Here is a 21559-nt window from a genome sequence, read left to right on the forward strand (position 1 = left end):
GTTCACGGCGTGATCGTCGTCGCCGGTGAGTCCCTGATCGATCTGGTCCCCGACGGTGCCGCCGCCGGGCCGCTGTCCGCACGGGTACCCGTCAGGGGCGGGGGGCCGTACAACACGGCCGTGGCCCTCGGCCGGCTGGGCGCCGGGGTCGCGTTCTGCTCGCGGGTCTCGACGGACGCGTTCGGCGAGGCGCTGATGGGCGGACTGCGGGACGCGGGGGTGGAGACCGGGCTCGTCCAGCGCGGCCCGGAGCCGACGACGCTGGCGGTCGCCTCGGTGGGCGCGGACGGCTCGGCGGAGTACGGCTTCTACGTCGAGGGCACGGCCGACCGGCTCTTCGCGCTGCCCGAGCGGCTGCCGGAGGGAGTGCGGGCGGTGGCGTTCGGCACGTGTTCGCTGGCCCTCGAACCGGGTGCGAGCGCGTACGAGGCGCTGTTGCGGCGGGAGGCGGAGCGCGGCGCGCTGACGCTCCTCGATCCCAACATCCGCCCGGGCCTGATCCCGGACGCGGACGCCTACCGTGAGCGCTTCGCGTCCTGGCTGCCGTACGTCTCACTGCTGAAGCTCTCCGAGGAGGACGCGGCCTGGCTGGGCGCGACGCCGGAGCGCCTGCTGGAGCGGGGGCCCAGGGCGGTCGTCCTGACCCGCGGTGCGGCGGGGTTGACGGTCCACACCCCGTCGTACGAGGTGTCGGTCCCGGCCGTACGGGTCGAGGTCGCGGACACGATCGGTGCGGGCGACACGGTGAACGCGGCGCTGCTGCACGGCCTGGGCGACCGCCCGGTGCACGCGCTGGACGCGGAGGCGTGGTCCGCGCTCCTGACGTACGCGGCGCGGGCGGCCGCCCTCACCTGCACCCGACCGGGCGCGGAACCTCCGTACGCGCACGAGCTGGGAACCTAGCCAGACAGGGCGGGGCGGGGGAACGCCCGTAGCGGACACCCCCACCCCGGTCCCGTCACGCCTTGCGTGCGCGCGCCGCCGTCTTCTTGGCCGCGGCCTTCTTCGCGGGTGCGGCCACCTTCTTCGCCGCCGCCTTCTTCGCGGGGGCCTTCTTCGCGGAGCCGGACGCCTTGCGCGCCGCCGGCACCGTCGCGTCGCTGACCCGGTCGGCACCCAGGATCTCGCGGAGGAACTTGCCGGTGTGGCTCGCCGGGACCGAGGCGACCTCCTCCGGCGTGCCCTCGGCGATCACCAGACCGCCGCCGCTGCCGCCCTCCGGGCCCATGTCGATGACCCAGTCCGCGGTCTTGATGACATCGAGGTTGTGCTCGATGACGATCACCGAGTTCCCCTTGTCGACCAGACCCGACAGGACCTTGATCAGCTTCGAGATGTCCTCGAAGTGCAGACCCGTCGTCGGCTCGTCCAGGACGTAGACCGTGCGTCCCGTCGACCGCTTCTGGAGCTCGGACGCGAGCTTCACGCGCTGCGCCTCACCGCCCGAGAGCGTCGGCGCGGACTGGCCGAGCCGGACGTACCCGAGGCCGACCTCGTTGAGCGTGCGCAGATGGCGCGCGATGGTCGGGACCGCCTCGAAGAAGTCCAGGGCCTCCTCGATCGGCATGTCCAGGACCTCGGCGATGGACTTGCCCTTGTAGTGGACCTCCAGGGTCTCCCGGTTGTACCGGGCGCCGTGGCAGACCTCGCACGGGACGTACACGTCCGGCAGGAAGTTCATCTCGATCTTGATCGTGCCGTCACCGGAGCAGTTCTCGCAGCGGCCGCCCTTGACGTTGAAGGAGAACCGGCCCGGCAGATAGCCGCGGACCTTCGCCTCCATCGTCTCGGCGAACAGCCTGCGGACGTGGTCGAAGACGCCGGTGTACGTCGCCGGGTTCGACCGCGGGGTGCGGCCGATCGGCGACTGGTCCACGTGCACCACCTTGTCGACGAGGTCGTCGCCGTCCACGCGCGTGTGCCGGCCGGGCACCGACTTGGCGCCGTTCAGCTCGCGCGCCAGGTGCGTGTAGAGGATGTCGTTGACCAGCGTCGACTTGCCGGATCCGGAGACTCCGGTGACGGCCGTGAGGACACCCAGCGGGAACGAGACGTCGATGTCCCGCAGGTTGTTCTCGCGGGCGCCGTGCACGGTGAGCCGGCGCGTGGGGTCCACGGGGCGGCGGATGTCCGGCATCCCGATGGCCCTGCGGCCCGAGAGGTACTGCCCGGTCACCGACTCCTTGTTGGCGAGCAGCTCCTTCAAGGGACCGGAGTGGACGACCTTGCCGCCGTGCTCGCCGGCGCCGGGGCCGATGTCGACGACCCAGTCGGCCACGTTGATGGTGTCCTCGTCGTGCTCGACGACGATGAGCGTGTTGCCCATGTCCCGGAGCCGGACCAGGGTCTCGATGAGCCGGTGGTTGTCGCGCTGGTGGAGACCGATGGAGGGCTCGTCCAGGACGTAGAGCACGCCGACGAGACCGGAGCCGATCTGGGTGGCGAGCCGGATGCGCTGGGCCTCGCCGCCGGAGAGCGTGCCGGCCGCCCGGTTGAGGGAGAGGTAGTCGAGGCCGACGTCGACGAGGAACCGCAGGCGCTCGTTGACCTCCTTCAGGACCCGCTCGGCGATCTTCTTGTCGCGGGCGTTGAGCTTCAGCCGGCCGAGGAAGTCGGCGCACTCGCTGATCGACATCGCGGCGACCTCGGCGATGGACCTCTCCATGACCGTGACGGCGAGGACGATCGGCTTCAGTCGCGTGCCCTCACAGGTGGGGCAGGGCACCTCACGCATGTAGCCCTCGAAGCGCTCGCGGCTGGAGTCGCTCTCGGCCTCGCTGTGCCGCCGCTTGACGAAGGAGACGGCGCCTTCGAAGGCCGGGGTGGTGTACGCCCGTTCCCGTCCGTACCGGTTGCGGTAGCGGACCTCGACCTGGGTCTTGTGGCCGTACATCAGGGCCTTCTTGGCCCGTGCGGGGAGCGCGGCGTACGGCAGGTCCGTACGGAAGCCGAGGGCCTGGGAGAGGCCGCCGATGAGCCGGCCGAAGTACTCCTTGGTGTGGCCGTGGGACCAGGGGTGGATGGCGCCCTCGTCGAGCGAGCGGTCCTCGTCCGGGACGATCAGCTCGGGGTCGACCTCCATGCGCGTGCCGATGCCGGTGCAGTCCGGGCAGGCGCCGAAGGGCGAGTTGAAGGAGAAGGAGCGGGGCTCCAGCTCCTCGAAGGACAGGTCGTCGTACGGGCAGTACAGGTGCTCCGAGTACATCCGCTCGCGCTCGGGGTCGTCCTCGGCGAGGTCGACGAAGTCGAGCACGACCATGCCGCCGGAGAGCCCGAGGGCCGTCTCCACGGAGTCGGTGAGCCGGCGCTTGGCGCTGTCCTTCACGGTGAGGCGGTCGACGACCACCTCGATCGTGTGCTTCTCCTGCTTCTTCAGGGTCGGCGGCTCGCTGAGCTGGACGGTCTGCCCGTCCACCCGGGCCCGGCTGTACCCCTTGGTCTGGAGGTCGGCGAAAAGGTCGACGAACTCGCCCTTGCGCTCGCGCACGAGCGGGGAGAGGACCTGGAAGCGGCTGCCCTCGGGCAGCTCAAGGACCTTGTCGACGATGGCCTGGGGCGACTGGCGCGAGATCGGGCGGCTGCACTCCGGACAGTGCGGCTTGCCGATACGGGCGAAGAGCAGGCGGAGGTAGTCGTAGACCTCCGTGATCGTGCCGACCGTCGAGCGCGGGTTGCGCGAGGTCGACTTCTGGTCGATGGAGACGGCGGGCGAGAGCCCCTCGATGAAGTCGACGTCCGGCTTGTCCATCTGGCCGAGGAACTGCCGGGCGTACGACGACAGCGACTCGACGTACCGACGCTGTCCCTCGGCGAAGATCGTGTCGAACGCGAGGGAGGACTTGCCCGACCCGGACAGCCCGGTGAAGACGATCAGGGAGTCGCGGGGAAGGTCGAGCGAGACGTTCTTGAGGTTGTGCTCGCGAGCGCCACGAACGATGAGACGGTCGGCCACGCCGGTCCGCACCTTTCTTGAGAGAGCGGAGGCACAGAGTGCGGGTCACAGATATGCCTGGATGATCCTGAGTACCCAACAACCAAGGATGCCGGATGCTTCCATCGAGCCTATAGCACGCACATTCGATTTCCGGCCTCGCTCCGACCGCTTCACCCGAACGAGTGGCGGCGCTAGGGTCGGGCTCATGATCGACCATGCGCGTGACCTGGACTCTGTACGTGAAGCGACCGAGCGGCTCCTGAGCGCAGCCGCCTCCCTGGACAACGCGGCCGTCGCCGAGGCGTCACGGCTTCCCGGCTGGACCCGCGGCCATGTCCTGGCCCACATCGCCCGCAACGCCGACGCCCTCGTGAACGTTCTCCAGGGCCTGCCGATGTACGCCGACGCCGCCACCCGCGACGCCGACATCGAGCGGGACGCCCCGCGCCCGGCGTCCGAGCAGCTCGCCGACGTCCGCGAGACGGGCGAGCGCTTCCAGGCCGTGGGCGCCGAGCCCGCCGACTGGCAGCGGACCGTGGAGCTGCGCAACGGCGTCACGGACCAGGCGGCCCGCGTGCCCTTCCGCCGCTGGGTGGAGGTCGCGCTGCACCACGTCGACCTGGGGATCGGCTACGAGCTGGAGGACCTGCCGGAGGAGTTCGTCCTGCGGGAGATCGACTTCCTCGCGGAGCGGTTCGCCGGCCACAAGGACGTCCCGTCGACCGGCCTCCGGTCGGAGAGCGGCCGGATGTGGACGACCGGCGGCGGGGCCGAGGGCGGTGCGGTGGCCGTCTCGGGGCCCGCTCCCGAGCTGCTCGGCTGGCTCGCGGGCCGTCGTGACGGTTCCGCCCTGAAGGTCGAGGGCGGCACCCTTCCGCAGCTCCCGCCCCTGTAGTCCCGGCCGTTGGGACCCGTCCGCCGGTGCCCGGCGATAGGCTGAGCCCATGACGTACAGCGGAGCGGTGAAGGTCGGCGGGCCCGCCGATGTGCACGAACTGACGGACCTGATGATCTCCAAGGTCGCGGTCGGTCCGATGGACAACAACGCGTATCTGCTGCGCTGCCGGGCGACCGGCGAGCAGCTGCTGATCGACGCGGCCAACGAGGCCGACACGCTCCTCACGCTGATCGGTGACGACGGCATCGCGTCCGTCGTCACCACCCACCAGCACGGAGACCACTGGCAGGCGCTGGCCGAGGTGGTCGCGGCGACCGGGGCGCGGACGTACGCGGGGGCGTACGACGCCGAGGGCATCCCGGTCCCGACGGACGTCCGGGTCGAGGACGGCGACACGATCAAGGTCGGCCGGGTGGAGCTGACCGCCCGCCGGCTGGTCGGGCACACGCCCGGCTCGATCGCGCTGGTCTACGACGACCCGCACGGCCACCCGCACGTCTTCACCGGCGACTGCCTGTTCCCGGGCGGCGTCGGGAACACCTGGAAGGACCCGAAGGCCTTCGCGAGCCTGATCCAGGACGTGGAGACCAAGCTCTTCGCCGTGCTGCCGGACGAGAGCTGGGTCTACCCGGGCCACGGCAAGGACACCACGCTCGGTGACGAGCGCCCGCATCTGCCGGAGTGGCGCGCACGCGGCTGGTGACGCCTCGGGGACGGGCGTGACGGGCGGGCGTGCGGCCGAGGCCGCCGCCCGTCCCAGCCGTCCCCGCCTCGGGAGGCGCGCGGCCGGCGGCCGTGTGCTCCCGCACGCCCCCGTAACTCCGGTGGACGCCGGGTAGTTGGCGCGACATGCACCACGGTCACTCTCCGCGCCCACCATCACCCCCGGATGCCCCGCCGCTCCCGGACCCCCCGGCTCCGTCCGGCTCCCCGGCCCTCTCCGGCCCCCAGGCTCCACGGGGCTCTCCCGAGGCGCAGACGAACTGCCCCGGCGGGCCGCCGGCACCCGGGGCTCCGGCGCCCGCCGCCGCCCCCTCCATGGGGCGGCTCGCCGTCGCGTCGCTCGTGGGGACGGCCATCGAGTTCTTCGACTTCTTCGTCTACGGGACGGCCGCCGCGCTCGTTCTCGGGCCGCTCTTCTTCCCGACCTTCTCCCCCGTCGCCGGGACCCTGGCCGCGTTCGGCACCTTCGCCGTCGGTTTCGTGGCCCGGCCGCTCGGCTCCGTGCTCTTCGGTCATGTCGGCGACCGGTACGGGCGACGCCCGGTCATGTTCGCCTCGCTGGTGCTGACCGGCTGTGCCACGGTCGCGGTCGGCCTGGTCCCGACGTACGCGACGATCGGGATCTCGGCGCCCGTCCTGCTGCTCGTGCTGCGCTTCCTGCAGGGGCTCGGTCTGGGCGGCGAGTGGGGCGGGGCCGTCCTGCTCACCGCCGAGCACGCCCCGGAACGGCGGCGGGGACTGTGGGCGAGCTTCCCGCAGGTCGGCCCGGCGGTCGGCTTCCTGCTGGCGAACGGGGTGATGCTGGCGCTGTCGGCCGCGCTGACCGACGCCCAGTTCCGGGAGTGGGGCTGGCGCGTGCCGTTCTGGGCCGCGGGCCTGCTCGCGGTGGGCGGGCTGCTGCTGCGCTCCTCGCTCGCCGAGACGCCGCAGTTCCAGGAGCTCAGCGCGACCGGGCGGCGGGCGAACGCCCCGCTCGCCGAGGTGGCACGCGACCACTGGCGGCTCGTCCTGCTGACCGCCGGCGCGCTCGCCGTCGGGTACGCGGTGTTCTACACGGTCTCCACCTGGGCCCTTGCCTACGGCACCGAGCGTCTCGGGGTCGACCGTACGACCATGCTGATCTGCATCATGGCGGCCGTGGCGGTCAAGGGCGCCACGACACCGCTGGCGGCGATGCTGGGCGACCGCTACGGCCGCCGTCCGCTCTGCCTCGCCGGCTGCGCGGCCTCCGCCGCCTGGATGTTCCCCATGGTCGCCCTGCTGCACACGGGGCGGCCGGTGCTGATGTTCCTCGGGTTCCTGGGCGCCCTGCTCGCGTTCATCACCATGTTCGCGGTGGTCGCGGCGTACCTCCCGGAGCTCTACGAGCCGAGGGTGCGCTGCACGGGAGCGGCGGTCGGCTACAACCTGGCGGGCGTCCTGGGCGGGGCGCTGACGCCGATCCTGGCGACGGCGCTGTCCGGGGGCTCGGGGCCGCCCTGGGGGGTGGCGGCGTATCTGACCGTGGTGGCGCTGGTGAGCCTGGGCTGCTTCGCGCTGCTCCCGGAGACGTTGCCGGCCGCCGCCCGCGCGAAGGCGCCGGCGAAGACGTCGGCCCAGGCCACGGCTGAGGTGTCCGGGTAGAGACGCACCGCGGCCGGTGCGAGCGGTGGTGTGCCGCCCGCACCGGCCGCGGTGCGTGGTTCTCCGTGTCGTGCGCGGTCAGGCGCCGACGCTGTCCTTCTCGGTCTCCCCGGCCTCCGCGGCGGGGGCCGTGGAGGCCTCGGCGGCCTCGAGCGCCGCCTGCCTCCTGGAGGCGATCAGGCTGGTGATCGTCGTGATGACCAGGACGCCGCCGATGACCGCCAGCGAGAACGGGATGGAGATCTCGGGGACGTGGACCCCGGACTCGTGCAGGGCGTGCAGCACCAGCTTCACGCCGATGAAGCCGAGGATCACCGACAGGCCGTAGCTGAGGTGGACCAGCTTCTTCAGCAGGCCGCCGATCAGGAAGTACAGCTGGCGCAGACCCATCAGCGCGAAGGCGTTGGCGGTGAAGACGATGTACGGGTCCTGGGTCAGGCCGAAGATCGCCGGGATCGAGTCGAGGGCGAAGAGGACGTCCGTCGTGCCGATGGCGAGCATGACGACCATCAGCGGCGTCAGCACCCGCTTGCCGTTGACCTTGATGAAGAGCTTCGTGCCGTGGTACTTGTCCGCGACGCCGAACCTCTTCTCGACCGACTTGAGGAGACGGTTCTCCTCCCACTCGTCCTCGTCGTCGCCGGCACGCGCCTCCTGGATGAGCTTCCAGGCGGTGTAGATCAGGAACGCGCCGAAGATGTAGAAGACCCAGGAGAAGCTGGCGATGATCGTGGCGCCGGCGGCGATGAAGATCGCACGCAGGACCAGGGCGATCAGCACACCCACGAGCAGCACGCGCTGCTGGAGGTGGGAGGGCACCGAGAACTTCGCCATGATCAGCACGAAGACGAAGAGGTTGTCGACACTGAGCGACTTCTCGGTGATGAATCCGGCGAAGAACTCACCGGACGCCTGACCGTTGCCGAAGAACGCCAGGCCGACGCCGAAGAGCACGGCGAGCACGATCCAGACGATCGTCCAGATTCCGGCTTCCTTGACCGACACGTCATGGGGCTTGCGCCCGATGAAGAAGTCGATCGCGATGAGGGCGCCCAGACCGAGAATGGTCAGCACCCAGAGAGTCGTCGAAACGTCCACTGCGCCTCCGGCGTCGTACGGCTACTTGATCAGCGTCGTCGCTGCCGGAGGTCTCTTCCACCCGGGCCGTCCGCGCGGGACGGGCCGGGCCGGCGCCCCGGGATCGACCCCGCTCGGGGTACGTCCGTATTGACGGGAACGCCGCACATGGGGAGTACTCCCCTCCGCGCCGAGAAGACTACCCGAAGAACCAAGAAAAGGTAAAGGCTAGGGTAAAGAGCCCCCAAAGCAGCAGGTCAGCGGCCCCACTGTCGTCGGGCCTCGGCCACCTGCGCGAGGACCTGGGGCAGTATCCGGCTGCCGGACGGGAAGAGCGGGGGCTCGTACGTCCAGGCATGGCCGACCCACGGATCGGCGAGGTGGTCGTCCGGTACGGGAGTGATCCGCAGCAGCGACCGCCACAGCGGGTCGAGCACCGGGCCGTACGCGGAAGCGGCCTCACGGTCGGCGACCATCAGCAGATGCACCCCGACCGCCGGGCCCTCGTCCGCGAGGTAGCGGAGCTGATTGACCGCCCGGTCGTCGAAGCCGTGCGGGAAGTCATGGACGATCAGGAGCTGCTCGGCGGTGTCCATGCCCGGCGGCAGTGCGTCGGGGGCCCCGGCCCTCAACGCCATCTGGACCAGGTCCACGCGCTCGGTGAGCTGGGCGAGGACGGCCGTGACCCCGGCCGCTCCGGCCGCCGGAGGGCCCGCGAGGACACCCGCCTGGACGAGCGGCGCGAGCGCCGTCGCGCCCGAGCCCGCCGGGTCGACGACATGGACCGTGAACTCGCCCGGCGGGTACACCGCGAGCAGCCGCGCCGCGTGCGCGACGGCGGTGTCCAGCGCGAGCCGGCGCAGCTCGGCCTCGTCGAGCAGCCCGGCCGCCTCGGAGCGCCCGCGTCCGGAGTCCACCCACAAGCCGCGCTCCAGCGGGAGCCTGACCAGCATCGGGATGCGCAGATCCGTGCGCTCGGGGAGGTGGAGGTCGCCCAGGCGCAGTGCCATCGGGGCTTCCATGGGGACGCGGTAGGCGTGCCAGACGGGGTTGTCCCAGCGGGCGTAGGCGGGGGGCAGCGCCGGTTCGACGACCTCGGACTCGGCGGCGAGCTGGGTGAGGTCCCGGTCCAGGACCTCCTGGGCGCGGGCGGTGAGCTCGTCGTGCCGGGCCCGGGCCGCCTCGCGGGCGGCGTCCCCGGCACCGCCGATGCGGCTGCGCGGGTCGGAGAGCACTCCGTCGAGCTCCTTGTCGAGCCGTGACTCGGCGAAGTCGCAGGCGCTGCGGTACGCGGCGGTGGTGCGGGCCAGGTCCTCGAACATCCCCCAGACCTGGTTGTAGAGCCGCTCGTCCATGGACCAGCCGCTCGCGTCCCCGGCGACGGGAGCGGGGGGTGCCTGCCGGGGCTCGGGCTCGGGTGCGGCCGCGCGGCGGCCCGGATGGGCGTAGCTGATGGGGCCGCCGCCCGCGGTTCCGCCGCCCGTGGTTCCGCCGGACGGGGCCGGGGCGGACGGCGCCGGCGTGGAGGGCAGGGGCGTGGACGGCAGCGGCGGAGGCGGCGTCACCGGCAGCGTGGGGGCCGAGTCCGCGGCAGCCATCGTCTCCGGAGCGGCCGCCGGTGCCGAGTGGCGGACGCGCTCGGTCTCGGGGACGCGCGGGGGCGGGGCGGAGACCGAGCGGGCCAGGCCCCTGGCGACGGCGTCCAGGATCGTGGCGGCCAGGTCGGCGGGGCGCTCGAGGCCCTGGTCGCCGAGCATGGCGGCGAGACCGCCCTCGTACCCCTGGCCCATCGCCCGCACCTTCCAGGCGCCCTGACGGCGGTACAGCTCCAGGGCGACGACGGCCGACTCACGGTCCAGGCCGGTGATCGTGTAGGAGGCGACCTCGGTGCCGTCGAGGCCGGTGACGGCCACGAAGGGGGCCGCGACGGCGCCGAAGCGGGTCGGGCCGCCGACGCCGACGGGCAGGGCGAGGAGGAGCGAGAGGCGGTGCACGGCCGCCGGGACCGCTTCCAGGTCGACGGCGAGCCGGTGGTCGGCCGCCGCCTGCTGGGAGACCTCGACTCCGGGCAGCGAGGGCGAGCCCGGGTGGGCGATCCACTCGACGCCGGGGACCCGGCCCCCCTCGTCGGCGAGCGTGGCTCCGGCGACGACCGGATGTCCGGCCGAGACCCGGATCTCCAGTCGGGTGTCGGGCAGGGGATGGTTCTGTCCCCGGACCAGCTCGACCGTCATCGGCTCTGTCCCCTCAGCGTCTTCCGTGCGGATCATGGTGGATATGTGGGACAGCTCCCGGTGGCCTGCCGCCTCCGGGAGCTGTGGGTGCGTCTGCCGTGCCGGACTAGAGGTGCGGCAGGATCGCGGGCATGAGGTCCTGGAACGTCCGGCCGTTGGCCGGGTTGCCCAGGGCCGTCATCTTCCAGCCGGAGCCCGCCCGGTGCACCTTCGCCATGATCTGCGCGGTGTACTGGCCGCCGCCGTCCAGGGTGTAGCGCGCGAGCTCCTGGCCGTTGGTCTCGTCGACGATCCGGCAGAAGGCGTTCTGCACCTCCTGGAACGTCTGTCCGGTGAAGGAGTTCACCGTGAAGACGATCTGGTCGATGTGGACCGGCACGCGCTGGAGGTCGACGAGGATCGACTCGTCGTCGCCGCCCTGACCGGCGCCGCCGACCAGGTTGTCGCCGGTGTGCCGGACCGAGCCGTCGTCACTCACCAGGTGGCGGAAGAAGACCACGTCCACCGGCTGCTTGTCGGCGAAGAGCACCGCGGAGGCGTCCAGGTCGACCTCGCGCGTACGCGAACCGAACAGGCCGCGCCGGGGCGCCGCCTGCCAGCCGAGCCCCATCCGTACGGACGTCAGGTCGCCCCCGCCCTGCTTCTCCAGGCTGATGGCCTGACCCTTGGTCATGTTGACCGTCACGCGCTGTCCCCTCTCCTAGCGATCCCCGCGCCCGCCTTGCTGTGCGTGCGGTTTCCCAGCACCCTACGCAGGGGCACTGACAACGCAGCAGACGTGGTCGCGTTTTGTGTCGGTCTTGCAACACAGCGGGCGGGCCGAGCAGCCCCGGAGGTCAGGCGAGTCCCGCCTCCTTCATCTGACGCAACTCCTTCTTCAGCTCTCCGACCTCGTCACGGAGCCGGGCGGCGACCTCGAACTGCAGCTCCGCCGCGGCGGCCCGCATCCGGTCCGTCATCTCCTCGATGATCGCTGCCAGTTCGGTCGCAGGGCGGTCGCCGAGCTCGACCGTGGAGCCCGCCTTGCCACCCTTTGCCCGGCCCTTCGTCGCGTGCGCGGCGAGCGAGGGGACGGGCGCCTTCGCCCCCTTGCCGTCCTTCGCCTGCCGGTAGCCGGTGCCGAGCAGCTGCTCGGTGTCGACCTCCTCGCGGGCGATGGTGGCGACGATGTCGTTGATCTTCTTGCGCAGCGGCTGCGGGTCGATGCCGTTGGCGGTGTTGTACGCGATCTGCTTCTCGCGGCGCCGGTTGGTCTCGTCGATGGCCTTCTCCATGGCCGGCGTGACGGTGTCCGCGTACATGTGGACCTGGCCGGAGACGTTGCGCGCCGCGCGGCCGATGGTCTGGATCAGCGAGGTCCCGGAGCGCAGGAAGCCCTGCTTGTCGGCGTCGAGGATGGCGACGAGCGAGACCTCGGGCAGGTCGAGCCCCTCGCGGAGCAGGTTGATGCCGACCAGGACGTCGTACTCGCCGGCGCGCAGCTCGCGCAGCAGCTCGATACGGCGGAGGGTGTCGACGTCGCTGTGCAGATAGCGGACCTGGATGCCGAGCTCCAGGAAGTAGTCGGTGAGGTCCTCCGACATCTTCTTGGTGAGTGTGGTGACGAGGACGCGCTCGTCCCGCTCGGTCCGCAGCCGGATCTCGTGGACCAGGTCGTCGATCTGGCCCTCGGTGGGCTTGACGACGACCTCGGGGTCGACGAGGCCGGTGGGGCGGATGATCTGCTCGACGAAACCGTCGCCGCGCGAGAGCTCGTACGTCCCGGGGGTGGCCGACAGGTAGACGGTCTGGCCGATCCGCTTCTGGAACTCCTCCCACTTCAGCGGGCGGTTGTCGAGCGCGGAGGGCAGCCGGAAGCCGTGGTCGACCAGGGTCCGCTTGCGGGAGGCGTCGCCCTCGTACATGGCACCGATCTGCGGGACGGTGACGTGCGACTCGTCGATCACGAGCAGGAAGTCCTCGGGGAAGTAGTCGAGGAGCGTGTTGGGCGCGGAGCCGGGCTCGCGGTCGTCGAAGTGCATCGAGTAGTTCTCGATGCCGGAGCACGACCCGATCTGGCGCATCATCTCGATGTCGTACGTCGTGCGCATGCGCAGACGCTGGGCCTCCAGCATCTTGCCCTGCTTCTCCAGCTCGGCGAGCCGGGTCTCGAGCTCGCGCTCGATGCCGTTGACCGCCTTCTCCATGCGCTCGGGGCCCGCCACGTAGTGGCTGGCGGGGAAGACGTACAGCTCGCGGTCCTCGCTGATGATCTCGCCGGTGAGGGGGTGGAGCGTGGAGAGCGCCTCGATCTCGTCGCCGAACATCTCGATGCGGACGGCGAGCTCCTCGTAGACCGGGAAGATCTCGATGGTGTCGCCGCGGACGCGGAAGGTGCCCCGGGTGAACGCCAGGTCGTTGCGCGTGTACTGGATGTCGACGAAGCGGCGCAGCAGCTGGTCGCGGTCGATCTCCTCGCCGACCTTGAGCGGGACCATCCGGTCCACGTACTCCTGGGGCGTACCGAGGCCGTAGATGCAGGAGACGGAGGCGACCACGACCACGTCCCTGCGGGTGAGCAGCGAGTTCGTCGCGGAGTGGCGGAGCCGCTCGACCTCCTCGTTGATCGAGGAGTCCTTCTCGATGTAGGTGTCCGACTGCGGGACGTACGCCTCGGGCTGGTAGTAGTCGTAGTACGAGACGAAGTACTCGACCGCGTTGTTCGGCAGGAGCTCGCGGAACTCGTTGGCCAGCTGGGCGGCCAGCGTCTTGTTCGGCGCCATCACCAGGGTGGGTCGCTGCAGCTTCTCGATCATCCACGCGGTGGTCGCGGACTTTCCGGTGCCGGTCGCACCGAGGAGGACGACGTCCTTCTCACCGGCGCGGACGCGCCGGTCGAGGTCGGCGATCGCCGTCGGCTGGTCGCCGCTGGGCTGGTAGGGACTGACGACCTCGAAAGGCGCCACCGTACGTTCGATCTGGGAAACGGGCCGCATGGAACCACCGTACGACCCCCCACTGACAGTCGGGCGGGGAACGCCTCAGGGCCTGCCCGCAGGGCCTCTTCTCACCACTCCTGGGATCGGTGGGCACCCCGTCCCGCGCTCTTGGCGCGCCCGCGGCTCTCCCGGTCCGCGCGGCCTCCCCGGCCTCCCCTGACTCCCCGGCCGGCGGGCTGCCGGGCCGACCAGTTCGCGGGCTCGCCGTAGGCGGGGGCGCGGCGCTGGGCCGGTACTCCGGGGCGGTGGGGACCGTGCGCGGAGGGCCGCTGCCAGTCCGGGTCGCCCATCACGAGCAGCGGGTCGAACATGACGACGACCGCGGCGAGGAGCAGGAAGACGGCCGGGCCGACCAGCATCGGCAGCAGCAGCGAGGTGGCCGTGTCGCCGCCGCCCGCGACGGTGGCGGAGTCGTGCACATGGACGTTGACGGCCGCCATGGCGGTGTAGTGCATACCACTGACGGCGAGGCCCATCACCAGGCTGGCACCGAGGCTGGCCAGAAATCCATGGACCGATACGGCCGCCCAGAGCGAGGTGGTGGCCGCGACGACGGCGATCACGACGGAGAGGGCGACGGTGGGGGTGTCGTAGTCGATGGTCCCCTGGAGCCTCATGCCCGCCATGCCGAGGTAGTGCATGGTGGCGACGCCGAGGCCGGTGATCGTGCCGCCGGTGACGAGGGTGAGCGGGGTGGCCCCGCGGTGGCCGACGATGAAGATGCCGATGCCGACCATCAGGATCGCGACGCCCAGGCTGGCGAAGGTGAGGGGGCGGTCGTAGCTGATGGGCGCCTGGCGCACGGAGAAGCCCATCATCGCGATGAAGTGCATCGTCCAGATGCCCGTGCCTATCGACGTCGCTCCGAGCGCGAGCCAGCCCGCTTTGAAGGTGTCGCGGTGACGCAGGGATCTCGTCGTGCAGCGCAGGCCCAGGGCGCCGCCGAGGCAGGCCATGAGGTAGGCGGCGACCGGGGTGACGAGGCCGTAGCTGAATCCGTCGACCGTGCCCTGCATGAGCGTCTGTACCTCCAGCCGTGGTGCCCACGTCGTCCGAAAACAGTCGGTACCGCTGAGTAGTAGTACTACCGGGGCGAGATTATGGCGCGCCGCGGGCCGTACGACCATGAGGTCCGGGAATTGCCGTCGGTGAGACCGGGACGAGACCCGGCTGTGACGACCGTGATGTCAGTGCCCGGTCGTACCGTGAGCGTCATGGACACCACGGTGGAATGGGCGGTCGTGCCGAGCGGTATCGGTCCGCTGATGCTCGCGGCGACCGGGCGCGGACTGGTGAGCGTGGTCTTCCACGCCGACGAGGCGGTCCGGGAGACGGCGATCGGCCGGCTGGCGGGGCAGCTCGGCGCGGAGCCGGTGGAGAGCGCGTCGGGGCGGCTCGCCGAGCCGATACGGCAGCTCGTGGAGTACTTCGAGGGTGACCGGCGCGCGTTCGACCTGGCCCTGGACTGGACGCTGACGACGGGCTTCAACCGCCAGGTGCTGCGTGAGCTGGCCGAGGGTGTGCCGTTCGGGACGGTCGTCGGGTACGGCGATCTGGCGAAGCGGGTGGGGCAGCCCGGCGCCGCCCAGGCCGTCGGGGCGGCGATGGGCGCCAATCCTCTGCCGGTGGTCGTGCCATGCCATCGGGTGGTCGAGAGCGACGGCGGGATCGGCGGCTTCGGGGGCGGACTGGAGACGAAGCGGACGCTGCTGGCCCTGGAGGGCGTCCTGCCGCAGCCTCTCTTCTGAGGCCGCGGCGAGCGCGGGTCGTGCGGGCGGCGTTCTCAGGGGCGGGGCCGGCTGGCACACTCTCGTCAGTGACCAACGCCCCCGATGCTCCTGACGCCGCACGTCCGGCGGAGATATCCACGCCCGTCGCGGCACCCGTGCCCCCGGCGCTCCGGCGGCGGATCCAGGCCGTGCTGATCGCCACGCAGATCCTCGGCGGGCTCGGTATCGCCACCGGCATCGCCCTCGCCGCCGTCCTGGCCAAGGAGGTGAGCGGCACGGAGGCTCTGTCGGGCCTCGCCTCGACGGCCACGGTGGCCGGCCCCGCGCTGCTGGCGATGCCTCTGGCCGCGCTGATGGGTGCGCGCGGGCGGCGCCCCGGACTCGTGCTGGCGTATCTGATCGGGGCGCTGGGCGCCGGGGTCGCCGTCCTCGGGGCGGTCGTGAACAGCTTCCCCTTGCTCCTCGCCGGCCTGGTCGGGTTCGGCGCCGCCTCCTCGGCCAACCTGGCGGCCCGGTTCGCCGCGGCGGACCTGGTCGAACCGCATCACCGGGGCCGGGCCATCTCGACCGTCGTCTGGGCCACGACGATCGGCGCCGTCCTCGGCCCGAACATCGCCGCACCGGCCGGCAGGAGCGTCGCCGGACTCGGCATCCCGGCGACGGCGGGCCCCTTCGTCTGGGCGGCCGGCGCGTTCCTGATCGCGGCGCTCGTGGTCGCGCTGCTGCTCCGCCCCGACCCTCTGCTCACGGCGCGCGCCCTGGCCGCCCCGGAGGAGGACCAGGGGGCCGAGAGCCGCTCCCTCAGGGCGGGTGTGCGGGCCGTACGGAAGTCCCCGGGGGCCCGCCTCGCACTGGTCACCGTGACCGCCTCGCACACCGCGATGGTCTCGATCATGTCGATGACCCCGGTGGCGCTGAGCCACCACGGCGCCGGCATCCAGCTGATCGGCCTCGTGATCAGCGGGCACATCGCCGGCATGTACGCCTTCTCCCCGGTCATGGGCTGGCTGTCGGACCGTCTGGGCCGGCTCTCCGTCATCGGCCTCTCGGTCGGACTCCTCTGCCTGGCGGCGCTGCTCGCGGGCACGGCGGGCCCCAGCCACGGGCAGACCGCGGCGGGTCTGTTCGTCCTCGGCCTCGGCTGGTCGGCGGGCCTGGTGTCGGGCTCGGCGCTGCTCACGGACTCGGTCCCGCAGGCCGCGCGGGCGGCCGTGCAGGGCCTGTCGGACTTCATCATGAACACCGCGGCCGGCCTCGGCGGCCTGATGGCCGGGCTGATCGTGGCCCGCGCGGGCTACGGCTGGCTGAACCTGGTGGGCGCGTGTCTGCTGCTGCCGATGGCGGCGCTGGCGGTACGCGGAGTGCTGCGGCGGGGCTGAGGGGCGCCGGGCACCGGCGGCTCGCGGCGGCCGGCCCGCACCGCACGGCACGCCCGCGTCCGACCGGGCCCTCGACTCCCCCTCACCGCACCACGGTTCAGAGGCTGATGTGGTACGCCTTGCGCAGCGTCTCGTGGACCGTCCAGGTGGTCCGGTCCCCCTCGCGCAGCACGCAGGCGTCACCGGGCCCGATCTCCAGCGTGGCACCGCCCTCGACGGCGACGGTGGCCCGCCCGCTGACGACGACGAAGAGCTCGTCGGCCTCGGTGTCGGTGACGACTCCGGGGGTGATCTGCCAGATGCCGCGCACCTGCTTGCCGTCGGCGGACTCCCAGAGGACCTTGCCGGTCACCTCGGGCGTTCCCGAGACGATCTGGGCGGGGTCGAGCGGCTCGGGCTCGAGCTCCGCGTCGGGGATGTGGACGGCGAACGAGGGCTGGTCATGTGTGGTCATGGCCGGTGACTGTAGCGGGGGCTCGTGGCCGCCTCACCCCCAGGACCGGCTGGAACAACGCCCTCCGCTTCGCCCCTGACCAGGTGACTTCACCGGACCGGCGGACCGCGACGAAATCCGAAGCGCGGGCGGAGGCGGGCGCCGCACGGGCCCGGCCGGCGCTTCCGGCGAGGCCGCGGGCGGGGTCTCGCGGTGGTCCCCGGCGCGGCCGGGAGAGACCGTCGCCGTGCGAGGCGGGCGGGAGCCGGTGGCCGGCCACCGATTCCGAAGGAGTGGTGGAGGCGGCCAATCGGCGTACATCCGGTCGTAGTCGGACCCTCGGACGTCGTACAAGTGGCAGATGAACACTTCGGCTCCCTCGGGGGCGGAACCGCTCATACGCGCACACCGCCGAGGCCTGTGTCCCGGCGCCGCACGGCTGGAGAACACGGCCGGCAGGACAGTCGGCGGACCGGTGTTCCCGCAGGTCACCGCAGGCGCCTTTGGTGCGCCCAATGTTGGTCGGACGGAATCCTCCGAGCCCCCTGTCAAGCCTGGCGTGTGCGCGTCAAACTCGCTCCGTGACCTCCTCCCCCACCTCCGACAGGAGAGTGCGATGCCCGCGTCGTCCTTCATCCCTCGCAAGGCCCCCCGCACCGCCACCGTCCTGACCGCCGCCGCGCTGCTCGCGGTCCTCGCGGCCGCGCCCCCGGCGCAGGCCGCCTCCGAGCCCTCGGCCCGTGAGCCGATAGCCCCCGGCGCCTCCTACAAGGCGGCGTACGACACCCTGGGTCCGCAGCGCCTGACCCCGGCCCAGCAGAGAATGAGCGACGCCAAGCAGGCGGAGGCGTCCAGAGCGTTCGAGGGGATCCGCACCCAGACCGCTTTCGCCGGCTACAAGCTCTCCGGTGGCGTCCACCAGTCCCAGAAGACCTCGTACTGGTGCGGCCCGGCCACCCTCGTGATCGCCCAGTCCGCCGCCGACGAGGTCGCCGGCCGCTCCCAGCAGGACGCGGCGAACCTCCTCAGGACGACCACCAGCGGCACCGCCTGGTACGGCGTCAACATCAACGTGCCCGGTCCCACGGGCTATCCCATGGCCGACGCGCTGAACCACCGCCTTCCCGGGGCCGGTTACGTGCCCCGCGCGCTGCCCTACACCCCGTCCGCCACCGACAAGGCGAACTTCCGGCAGCACATCACGCACAACACCGACAACGACTACGCGATAGCGGGCAACGCTTGGGAGGTACCGGGCGGCCCCCACCTCGTCGGCCACCCCAACGTGGAGATATTCCACTGGGTCGCGATCGACGGATACAACACGGACACCGCCGCCGGACAGGTCAACTACCTCGACCCCGTGGGCGGGGTGAGCACGAGCGTGATCTCGTGGGCGGGCTCCGTACCCAAGTCGGCGCACATCTCGTCCGACACCATCACGACCATCATGGGCGGCCGTGGGTACGTCTGGTAGGTCCTGCTCCCCGGTCGGCGCACGGGCGGCGCTGACCCTGCTGCTGACGGGCACCCTCCTCGCGGGGTGCTCGTCGACGCGGCACGGCGGCCCGGAACCGGCGCCCCGCGAGTCGTCCGCCCCCGCGCCCCGGCCGACCGCGCTCGCCGCCGCGTGCGAGGTGAAGCTGCCCGCGGCCTGGCGCTCCGCGCTCGCCGCCGGCGAGCTGCGGGCACCGGCCGGCGAGCGGGCGATGCTCACCGACACCGGCCCCGGCTGGACGGCCGTCCAGCTCAGCGGCGCCGACCGCAGACGGGCGGCGCTGGTGGCCGGCGGCGCCGCGCCGCGCACCCTTATGGCGCTCGCGGACCCGGTCGAGCACCAACTGCTCGCGGCCGACTTCGACGGCCGCCGGTGGGCCGCGTTCGCCGTCCTGGAGGGACGGACGCTGGACAGCCCGTGGAGTCTGTACGTGTGGGACGCCGAGACGGGCTCGTCGCGGCGGCTCGCCCGGGCCGACCGGCCGGGCCCGCTCCCCCAGCCCGTCGTCCGTGACGGCACCGTCCACTGGGCGCAGGGGGTCGGCGACGGCAGGGCCACGGTGTTCGCGGCCCCGGCCTCGGGCGGCGCGCCCCGCGCCCTGCACACGGGCGTCGTCGACGCGCCCTTCGCGGTGGGCGGACTGCTGGTCTGGCGCGAGTCCACGGGATCCGGCACCCGGCTGGCCGCCGTCTCGCTCGGGGACGGGCGGCCCGCCGAGCTGCCGGGCCCCCTGGCCGCGCTCCGGAACGTCCGCTCGGTCGTCGCCGACGGCGGATCGAACGGAGGGAACGGAGGGAACGGAGGGAACGGAGGCAGCGGAGGCAACGGGTCCGGTGGCGGCACATGGGCCTGGGTGGCGGGCGAGGCCGAGCCGCGCCTGATGGTGTGGCGGGAGGGCGACGCGCGGCCCACGGCGGTCGTCACCACCTCCCCGGCCGTCGACGGCATGGACCAGCTGAGGATCAGCGGCCGCCTGGTCACCTGGCGCACCCCGGAGACGTCGTACGCGCTCGACCTCGGCACGGGTTCGTACACCCGGATCACTCCCGCCTACGGCTACGCGCAGGCCAGGGGCGGGGCGCTGGCGGTCGCGTACAGCGTGGGCAACGCGAAGGCCGACGGCTCCCGGCCGGTGATCCAGGTGGTCGACGCGGCACGGCTGCCCGCCCTGCCGCGGTGTGGCTGAACCTCGCCACCCAGGTTTGAGTGGTGCGTGAGCGCGCCAGAAATGGGACATGTCCACACAGGTGTACGAAGAGGTGCGGGAGGCGCTCCACGAGGGCCGGCCCGTCGTCGCGCTGGAGTCCACGATCATCGCCCACGGTCTGCCGCGCCCGCGCAATCTGGCCGTGGCCGGCGAGCTGGAGGCTCTGGTGCGGGCCGGGGGCGCCGTGCCCGCGACGATCGCGGTGATCGACGGAGTGGCCCATGTCGGCCTCGACGCGCGCGGGTTGGCCCGGATCGCGGAGGACCCGGCGGTACGGAAGCTGGGCCACCGGGACCTGGCACCGGCGCTCGCGACCGGGGCCACGGGGGCGACGACGGTCTCCGCGACGGCGTGGCTGGCGGACGCGGCAGGCATCCGGGTCTTCGCGACGGGCGGGCTCGGCGGCGTGCACCGGCAGTGGACCGAGACACAGGACGAGTCGGCGGACCTGCGGCTGCTCTCCCGGGTCGGGGTCACGGTGGTGTGCGCGGGGGTCAAGTCGATCCTCGACGTCCCCGCGACGCTGCAGCGGCTGGAGACCCTGGGCGTGACGGTGGTGGGGTACGGGACGGAGCACTTCCCGGGGTTCTATCTGACCTCCTCCGGGGAGCCGGTCGACTGGACACTGCGCACGCCCGAGGACGTGGCGCGGGTGATACGGGCCCAGGACGCCCTGGGCGGGCCGCGTGGGGCGATGATCGTCGCCAACCCGGTGCCGGTGGCGGAGCAGTTGGACCCGGAGCTGCACGACCGGATCCTCGCCCAGGGCCTGGCGGCGGCGAAGGAGAAGGGGATCACGGGACAGGCCGTGACGCCGTTCCTGCTGGAGTATCTGATGGTGCACACGGACGGGGCGTCCCTGGAGGCGAATCTGGCGGCGGTACGCGGGAACGTGGGCCTCGGGGCGCGGATCGCCTCCGCGTACGCCAGCGCCGGCGCCGGCGCATGAGCGGTCTGCTGGTCGTGGGCGACGTGGTCACCGACATCGTCGCCCGGCACAGGACACCGCTCGCGCCGGCGACCGACACGGCCGCCGAGATCCGGCGGCTGCCGGGCGGGGCGGGAGCCAACGTGGCCTGCTGGGCGGCGCGTTCGGGCGGCGCGCCGGTGACCCTGCTCGGCCGGGTCGGCACGGACGAGGCCGGGTGGCACGACAGGGCGCTCCGCCGGGCGGGCGTGCGGCCGCTGCTCGTCCCGGACGGCGAGGCCGGCACGGCGACGGTGATATCCCTGGTCGACGCGGGCGCCGAGCGGACGTTCCTGACCGACAGCGGAGCGGCGCTGCGCCTCTCCCCCGCGGACTGGTCCGACGCGTTCCTCGACGGGACGGCTCGTCTCCATCTGTCGGGGTACCTCTTCTTCGCCGGGCCGAGCCGTGCGGCCGCGCTGCGGGCGATGCGCGGTGCGCGGGAGGCGGGGATCCCGGTGAGCGTGGACCCGGCGTCCGTGGGGTTCCTGAAGCAGTGGGGCGTGGAGCGGTTCCTCGCCGCCGCGCGAGGGGTGGAGGCGCTGTTCCCGAACGTCGACGAGGCGCTGCTGCTGACGGGTTGCGCCGACCCGGAGGAGGCGGCCGTGGCCCTGAGCCGGGCGTTCCCGCTCGTCGCGGTCACCCTGGGCGCCGGGGGTGCTCTGGTCGCCGAGTCGGGCGCGGTCACGGGCCGTGTCGCGGCTCCTGAGGTGTCGCCGGTGGACTCCACGGGCGCGGGAGACGCGTTCACAGGGGCGTTCCTGGCCGCGCGGCTCGCGGGCGCGGACGCAGGAGAGGCGGCCGAGGCGGGGTGCCGTGCCGGAGCGGAGGCGGTGACCGTCGTGGGCGGGCGGCCGCCGACGGTCACGTAGGGCGCG

General features: G+C 72.3%; 17 protein-coding genes. 10 read left to right on the plus strand and 7 right to left on the minus strand.

Annotated features, from left to right (window positions below):
* The first annotated feature begins 9 nt into the window (after window positions 1–9).
* A complete protein-coding gene (locus tag ACFVGW_RS06895; protein ID WP_385851111.1) occupies window positions 10–903 on the plus strand; it encodes a carbohydrate kinase in 894 nt (297 codons plus the stop codon).
* Window positions 904–958: 55 nt separating this feature from the next.
* Here ACFVGW_RS06895 and uvrA read toward each other — a convergent pair whose 3' ends face one another.
* On the minus strand, window positions 959–3952 hold the full coding sequence (gene uvrA, locus ACFVGW_RS06900) for an excinuclease ABC subunit UvrA (protein ID WP_385851112.1): 2994 nt from the start codon (window positions 3950–3952) through the stop codon (window positions 959–961).
* Window positions 3953–4139: 187 nt separating this feature from the next.
* On the opposite strand from uvrA, the gene ACFVGW_RS06905 reads away from it, so the two are divergent.
* From ACFVGW_RS06905 to ACFVGW_RS06915, 3 genes are all read left to right on the plus strand, one after another.
* Complete coding sequence (locus ACFVGW_RS06905) at window positions 4140–4829, plus strand: maleylpyruvate isomerase family mycothiol-dependent enzyme (protein ID WP_383221147.1); 690 nt, start codon at window positions 4140–4142, stop codon at window positions 4827–4829.
* Window positions 4830–4878: 49 nt separating this feature from the next.
* Complete coding sequence (locus tag ACFVGW_RS06910; RefSeq protein ID WP_385851113.1) at window positions 4879–5535, plus strand: MBL fold metallo-hydrolase; 657 nt, start codon at window positions 4879–4881, stop codon at window positions 5533–5535.
* A 335-nt stretch (window positions 5536–5870) separates the two neighbouring features.
* Window positions 5871–7178 (plus strand): MFS transporter, encoded by a 1308-nt coding sequence (locus tag ACFVGW_RS06915; RefSeq protein ID WP_385851114.1) that lies wholly within the window; start codon window positions 5871–5873, stop codon window positions 7176–7178.
* A 78-nt stretch (window positions 7179–7256) separates the two neighbouring features.
* On the opposite strand, the gene ACFVGW_RS06920 is transcribed toward ACFVGW_RS06915, so the two are convergent.
* The 5 genes from ACFVGW_RS06920 to ACFVGW_RS06940 all read right to left on the minus strand — a co-directional run bounded on the left by ACFVGW_RS06920 (window position 7257) and on the right by ACFVGW_RS06940 (window position 14483).
* Window positions 7257–8276 carry a TerC family protein gene (locus tag ACFVGW_RS06920; protein ID WP_383221153.1) on the minus strand — a complete coding sequence of 340 codons (1020 nt, stop codon included), beginning with the start codon at window positions 8274–8276 and terminating at the stop codon, window positions 7257–7259.
* 236 nt (window positions 8277–8512) lie between these two features.
* Entirely contained in the window at window positions 8513–10489 is a 1977-nt protein-coding gene (locus tag ACFVGW_RS06925) for a TerD family protein (protein WP_385851115.1), read from the minus strand.
* 106 nt (window positions 10490–10595) lie between these two features.
* Window positions 10596–11174 (minus strand): TerD family protein, encoded by a 579-nt coding sequence (locus ACFVGW_RS06930; protein ID WP_352186305.1) that lies wholly within the window; start codon window positions 11172–11174, stop codon window positions 10596–10598.
* A 151-nt stretch (window positions 11175–11325) separates the two neighbouring features.
* Window positions 11326–13464, minus strand: coding sequence for an excinuclease ABC subunit UvrB (gene uvrB, locus ACFVGW_RS06935; protein WP_383221157.1), 2139 nt, complete (start codon window positions 13462–13464; stop codon window positions 11326–11328).
* Between the two features lie 71 nt (window positions 13465–13535).
* Complete coding sequence (locus ACFVGW_RS06940) at window positions 13536–14483, minus strand: MHYT domain-containing protein (RefSeq protein ID WP_385851116.1); 948 nt, start codon at window positions 14481–14483, stop codon at window positions 13536–13538.
* 198 nt (window positions 14484–14681) lie between these two features.
* Between ACFVGW_RS06940 and ACFVGW_RS06945 the strand changes: the two genes are divergently transcribed.
* Both ACFVGW_RS06945 and ACFVGW_RS06950 read left to right on the plus strand, forming a co-directional pair.
* Window positions 14682–15215 carry a methylated-DNA--[protein]-cysteine S-methyltransferase gene (locus tag ACFVGW_RS06945; protein WP_383221160.1) on the plus strand — a complete coding sequence of 178 codons (534 nt, stop codon included), beginning with the start codon at window positions 14682–14684 and terminating at the stop codon, window positions 15213–15215.
* A 68-nt stretch (window positions 15216–15283) separates the two neighbouring features.
* Window positions 15284–16576 carry an MFS transporter gene (locus ACFVGW_RS06950; RefSeq protein ID WP_383221162.1) on the plus strand — a complete coding sequence of 431 codons (1293 nt, stop codon included), beginning with the start codon at window positions 15284–15286 and terminating at the stop codon, window positions 16574–16576.
* Window positions 16577–16673: 97 nt separating this feature from the next.
* Here the strand turns inward: ACFVGW_RS06950 and ACFVGW_RS06955 are convergent, their stop codons facing one another.
* Window positions 16674–17030, minus strand: coding sequence for a cupin domain-containing protein (locus tag ACFVGW_RS06955; RefSeq protein ID WP_352186309.1), 357 nt, complete (start codon window positions 17028–17030; stop codon window positions 16674–16676).
* Between the two features lie 595 nt (window positions 17031–17625).
* Here ACFVGW_RS06955 and ACFVGW_RS06960 point away from each other — a divergent pair.
* From ACFVGW_RS06960 to ACFVGW_RS06975, 4 genes are read left to right on the plus strand one after another with little or no spacing between them, the layout of a single operon-like run.
* Window positions 17626–18486, plus strand: a complete 861-nt coding sequence (locus ACFVGW_RS06960; protein WP_352186310.1) for a hypothetical protein — start codon at window positions 17626–17628, stop codon at window positions 18484–18486.
* A complete protein-coding gene (locus ACFVGW_RS06965) occupies window positions 18470–19693 on the plus strand; it encodes a hypothetical protein (protein ID WP_385851117.1) in 1224 nt (407 codons plus the stop codon). Before ACFVGW_RS06960 ends, ACFVGW_RS06965 begins: the two co-directional genes overlap by 17 nt.
* A gap of 49 nt (window positions 19694–19742) precedes the next feature.
* Window positions 19743–20663 (plus strand): pseudouridine-5'-phosphate glycosidase, encoded by a 921-nt coding sequence (locus ACFVGW_RS06970; RefSeq protein ID WP_385851118.1) that lies wholly within the window; start codon window positions 19743–19745, stop codon window positions 20661–20663.
* The gene (locus ACFVGW_RS06975; RefSeq protein ID WP_385851119.1) at window positions 20660–21553 is read left to right on the plus strand and encodes a carbohydrate kinase family protein; all 894 of its coding nucleotides are present in this window, start codon (window positions 20660–20662) and stop codon (window positions 21551–21553) included. The genes ACFVGW_RS06970 and ACFVGW_RS06975 overlap by 4 nt, the downstream gene beginning before the upstream one ends.
* Window positions 21554–21559 lie beyond the last annotated feature (6 nt).

Source organism: Streptomyces sp. NPDC127129 (assembly GCF_042671585.1).
Lineage (GTDB): Bacteria > Actinomycetota > Actinomycetes > Streptomycetales > Streptomycetaceae > Streptomyces.

Coding starts and splice junctions, on each gene's coding strand:
- ACFVGW_RS06955 (WP_352186309.1), bottom strand. CDS start 17,030: ATGACCACACATGACCAGCCCTCGTTCGCCGTCCACATCCCCGACGCG.
- ACFVGW_RS06960 (WP_352186310.1), top strand. CDS start 17,626: ATGCCCGCGTCGTCCTTCATCCCTCGCAAGGCCCCCCGCACCGCCACC.
- ACFVGW_RS06925 (WP_385851115.1), bottom strand. CDS start 10,489: ATGACGGTCGAGCTGGTCCGGGGACAGAACCATCCCCTGCCCGACACC.
- ACFVGW_RS06970 (WP_385851118.1), top strand. CDS start 19,743: ATGTCCACACAGGTGTACGAAGAGGTGCGGGAGGCGCTCCACGAGGGC.
- ACFVGW_RS06975 (WP_385851119.1), top strand. CDS start 20,660: ATGAGCGGTCTGCTGGTCGTGGGCGACGTGGTCACCGACATCGTCGCC.
- ACFVGW_RS06945 (WP_383221160.1), top strand. CDS start 14,682: ATGGACACCACGGTGGAATGGGCGGTCGTGCCGAGCGGTATCGGTCCG.
- ACFVGW_RS06910 (WP_385851113.1), top strand. CDS start 4,879: ATGACGTACAGCGGAGCGGTGAAGGTCGGCGGGCCCGCCGATGTGCAC.
- ACFVGW_RS06915 (WP_385851114.1), top strand. CDS start 5,871: ATGGGGCGGCTCGCCGTCGCGTCGCTCGTGGGGACGGCCATCGAGTTC.
- ACFVGW_RS06905 (WP_383221147.1), top strand. CDS start 4,140: ATGATCGACCATGCGCGTGACCTGGACTCTGTACGTGAAGCGACCGAG.
- uvrB (WP_383221157.1), bottom strand. CDS start 13,464: ATGCGGCCCGTTTCCCAGATCGAACGTACGGTGGCGCCTTTCGAGGTC.
- ACFVGW_RS06940 (WP_385851116.1), bottom strand. CDS start 14,483: ATGCAGGGCACGGTCGACGGATTCAGCTACGGCCTCGTCACCCCGGTC.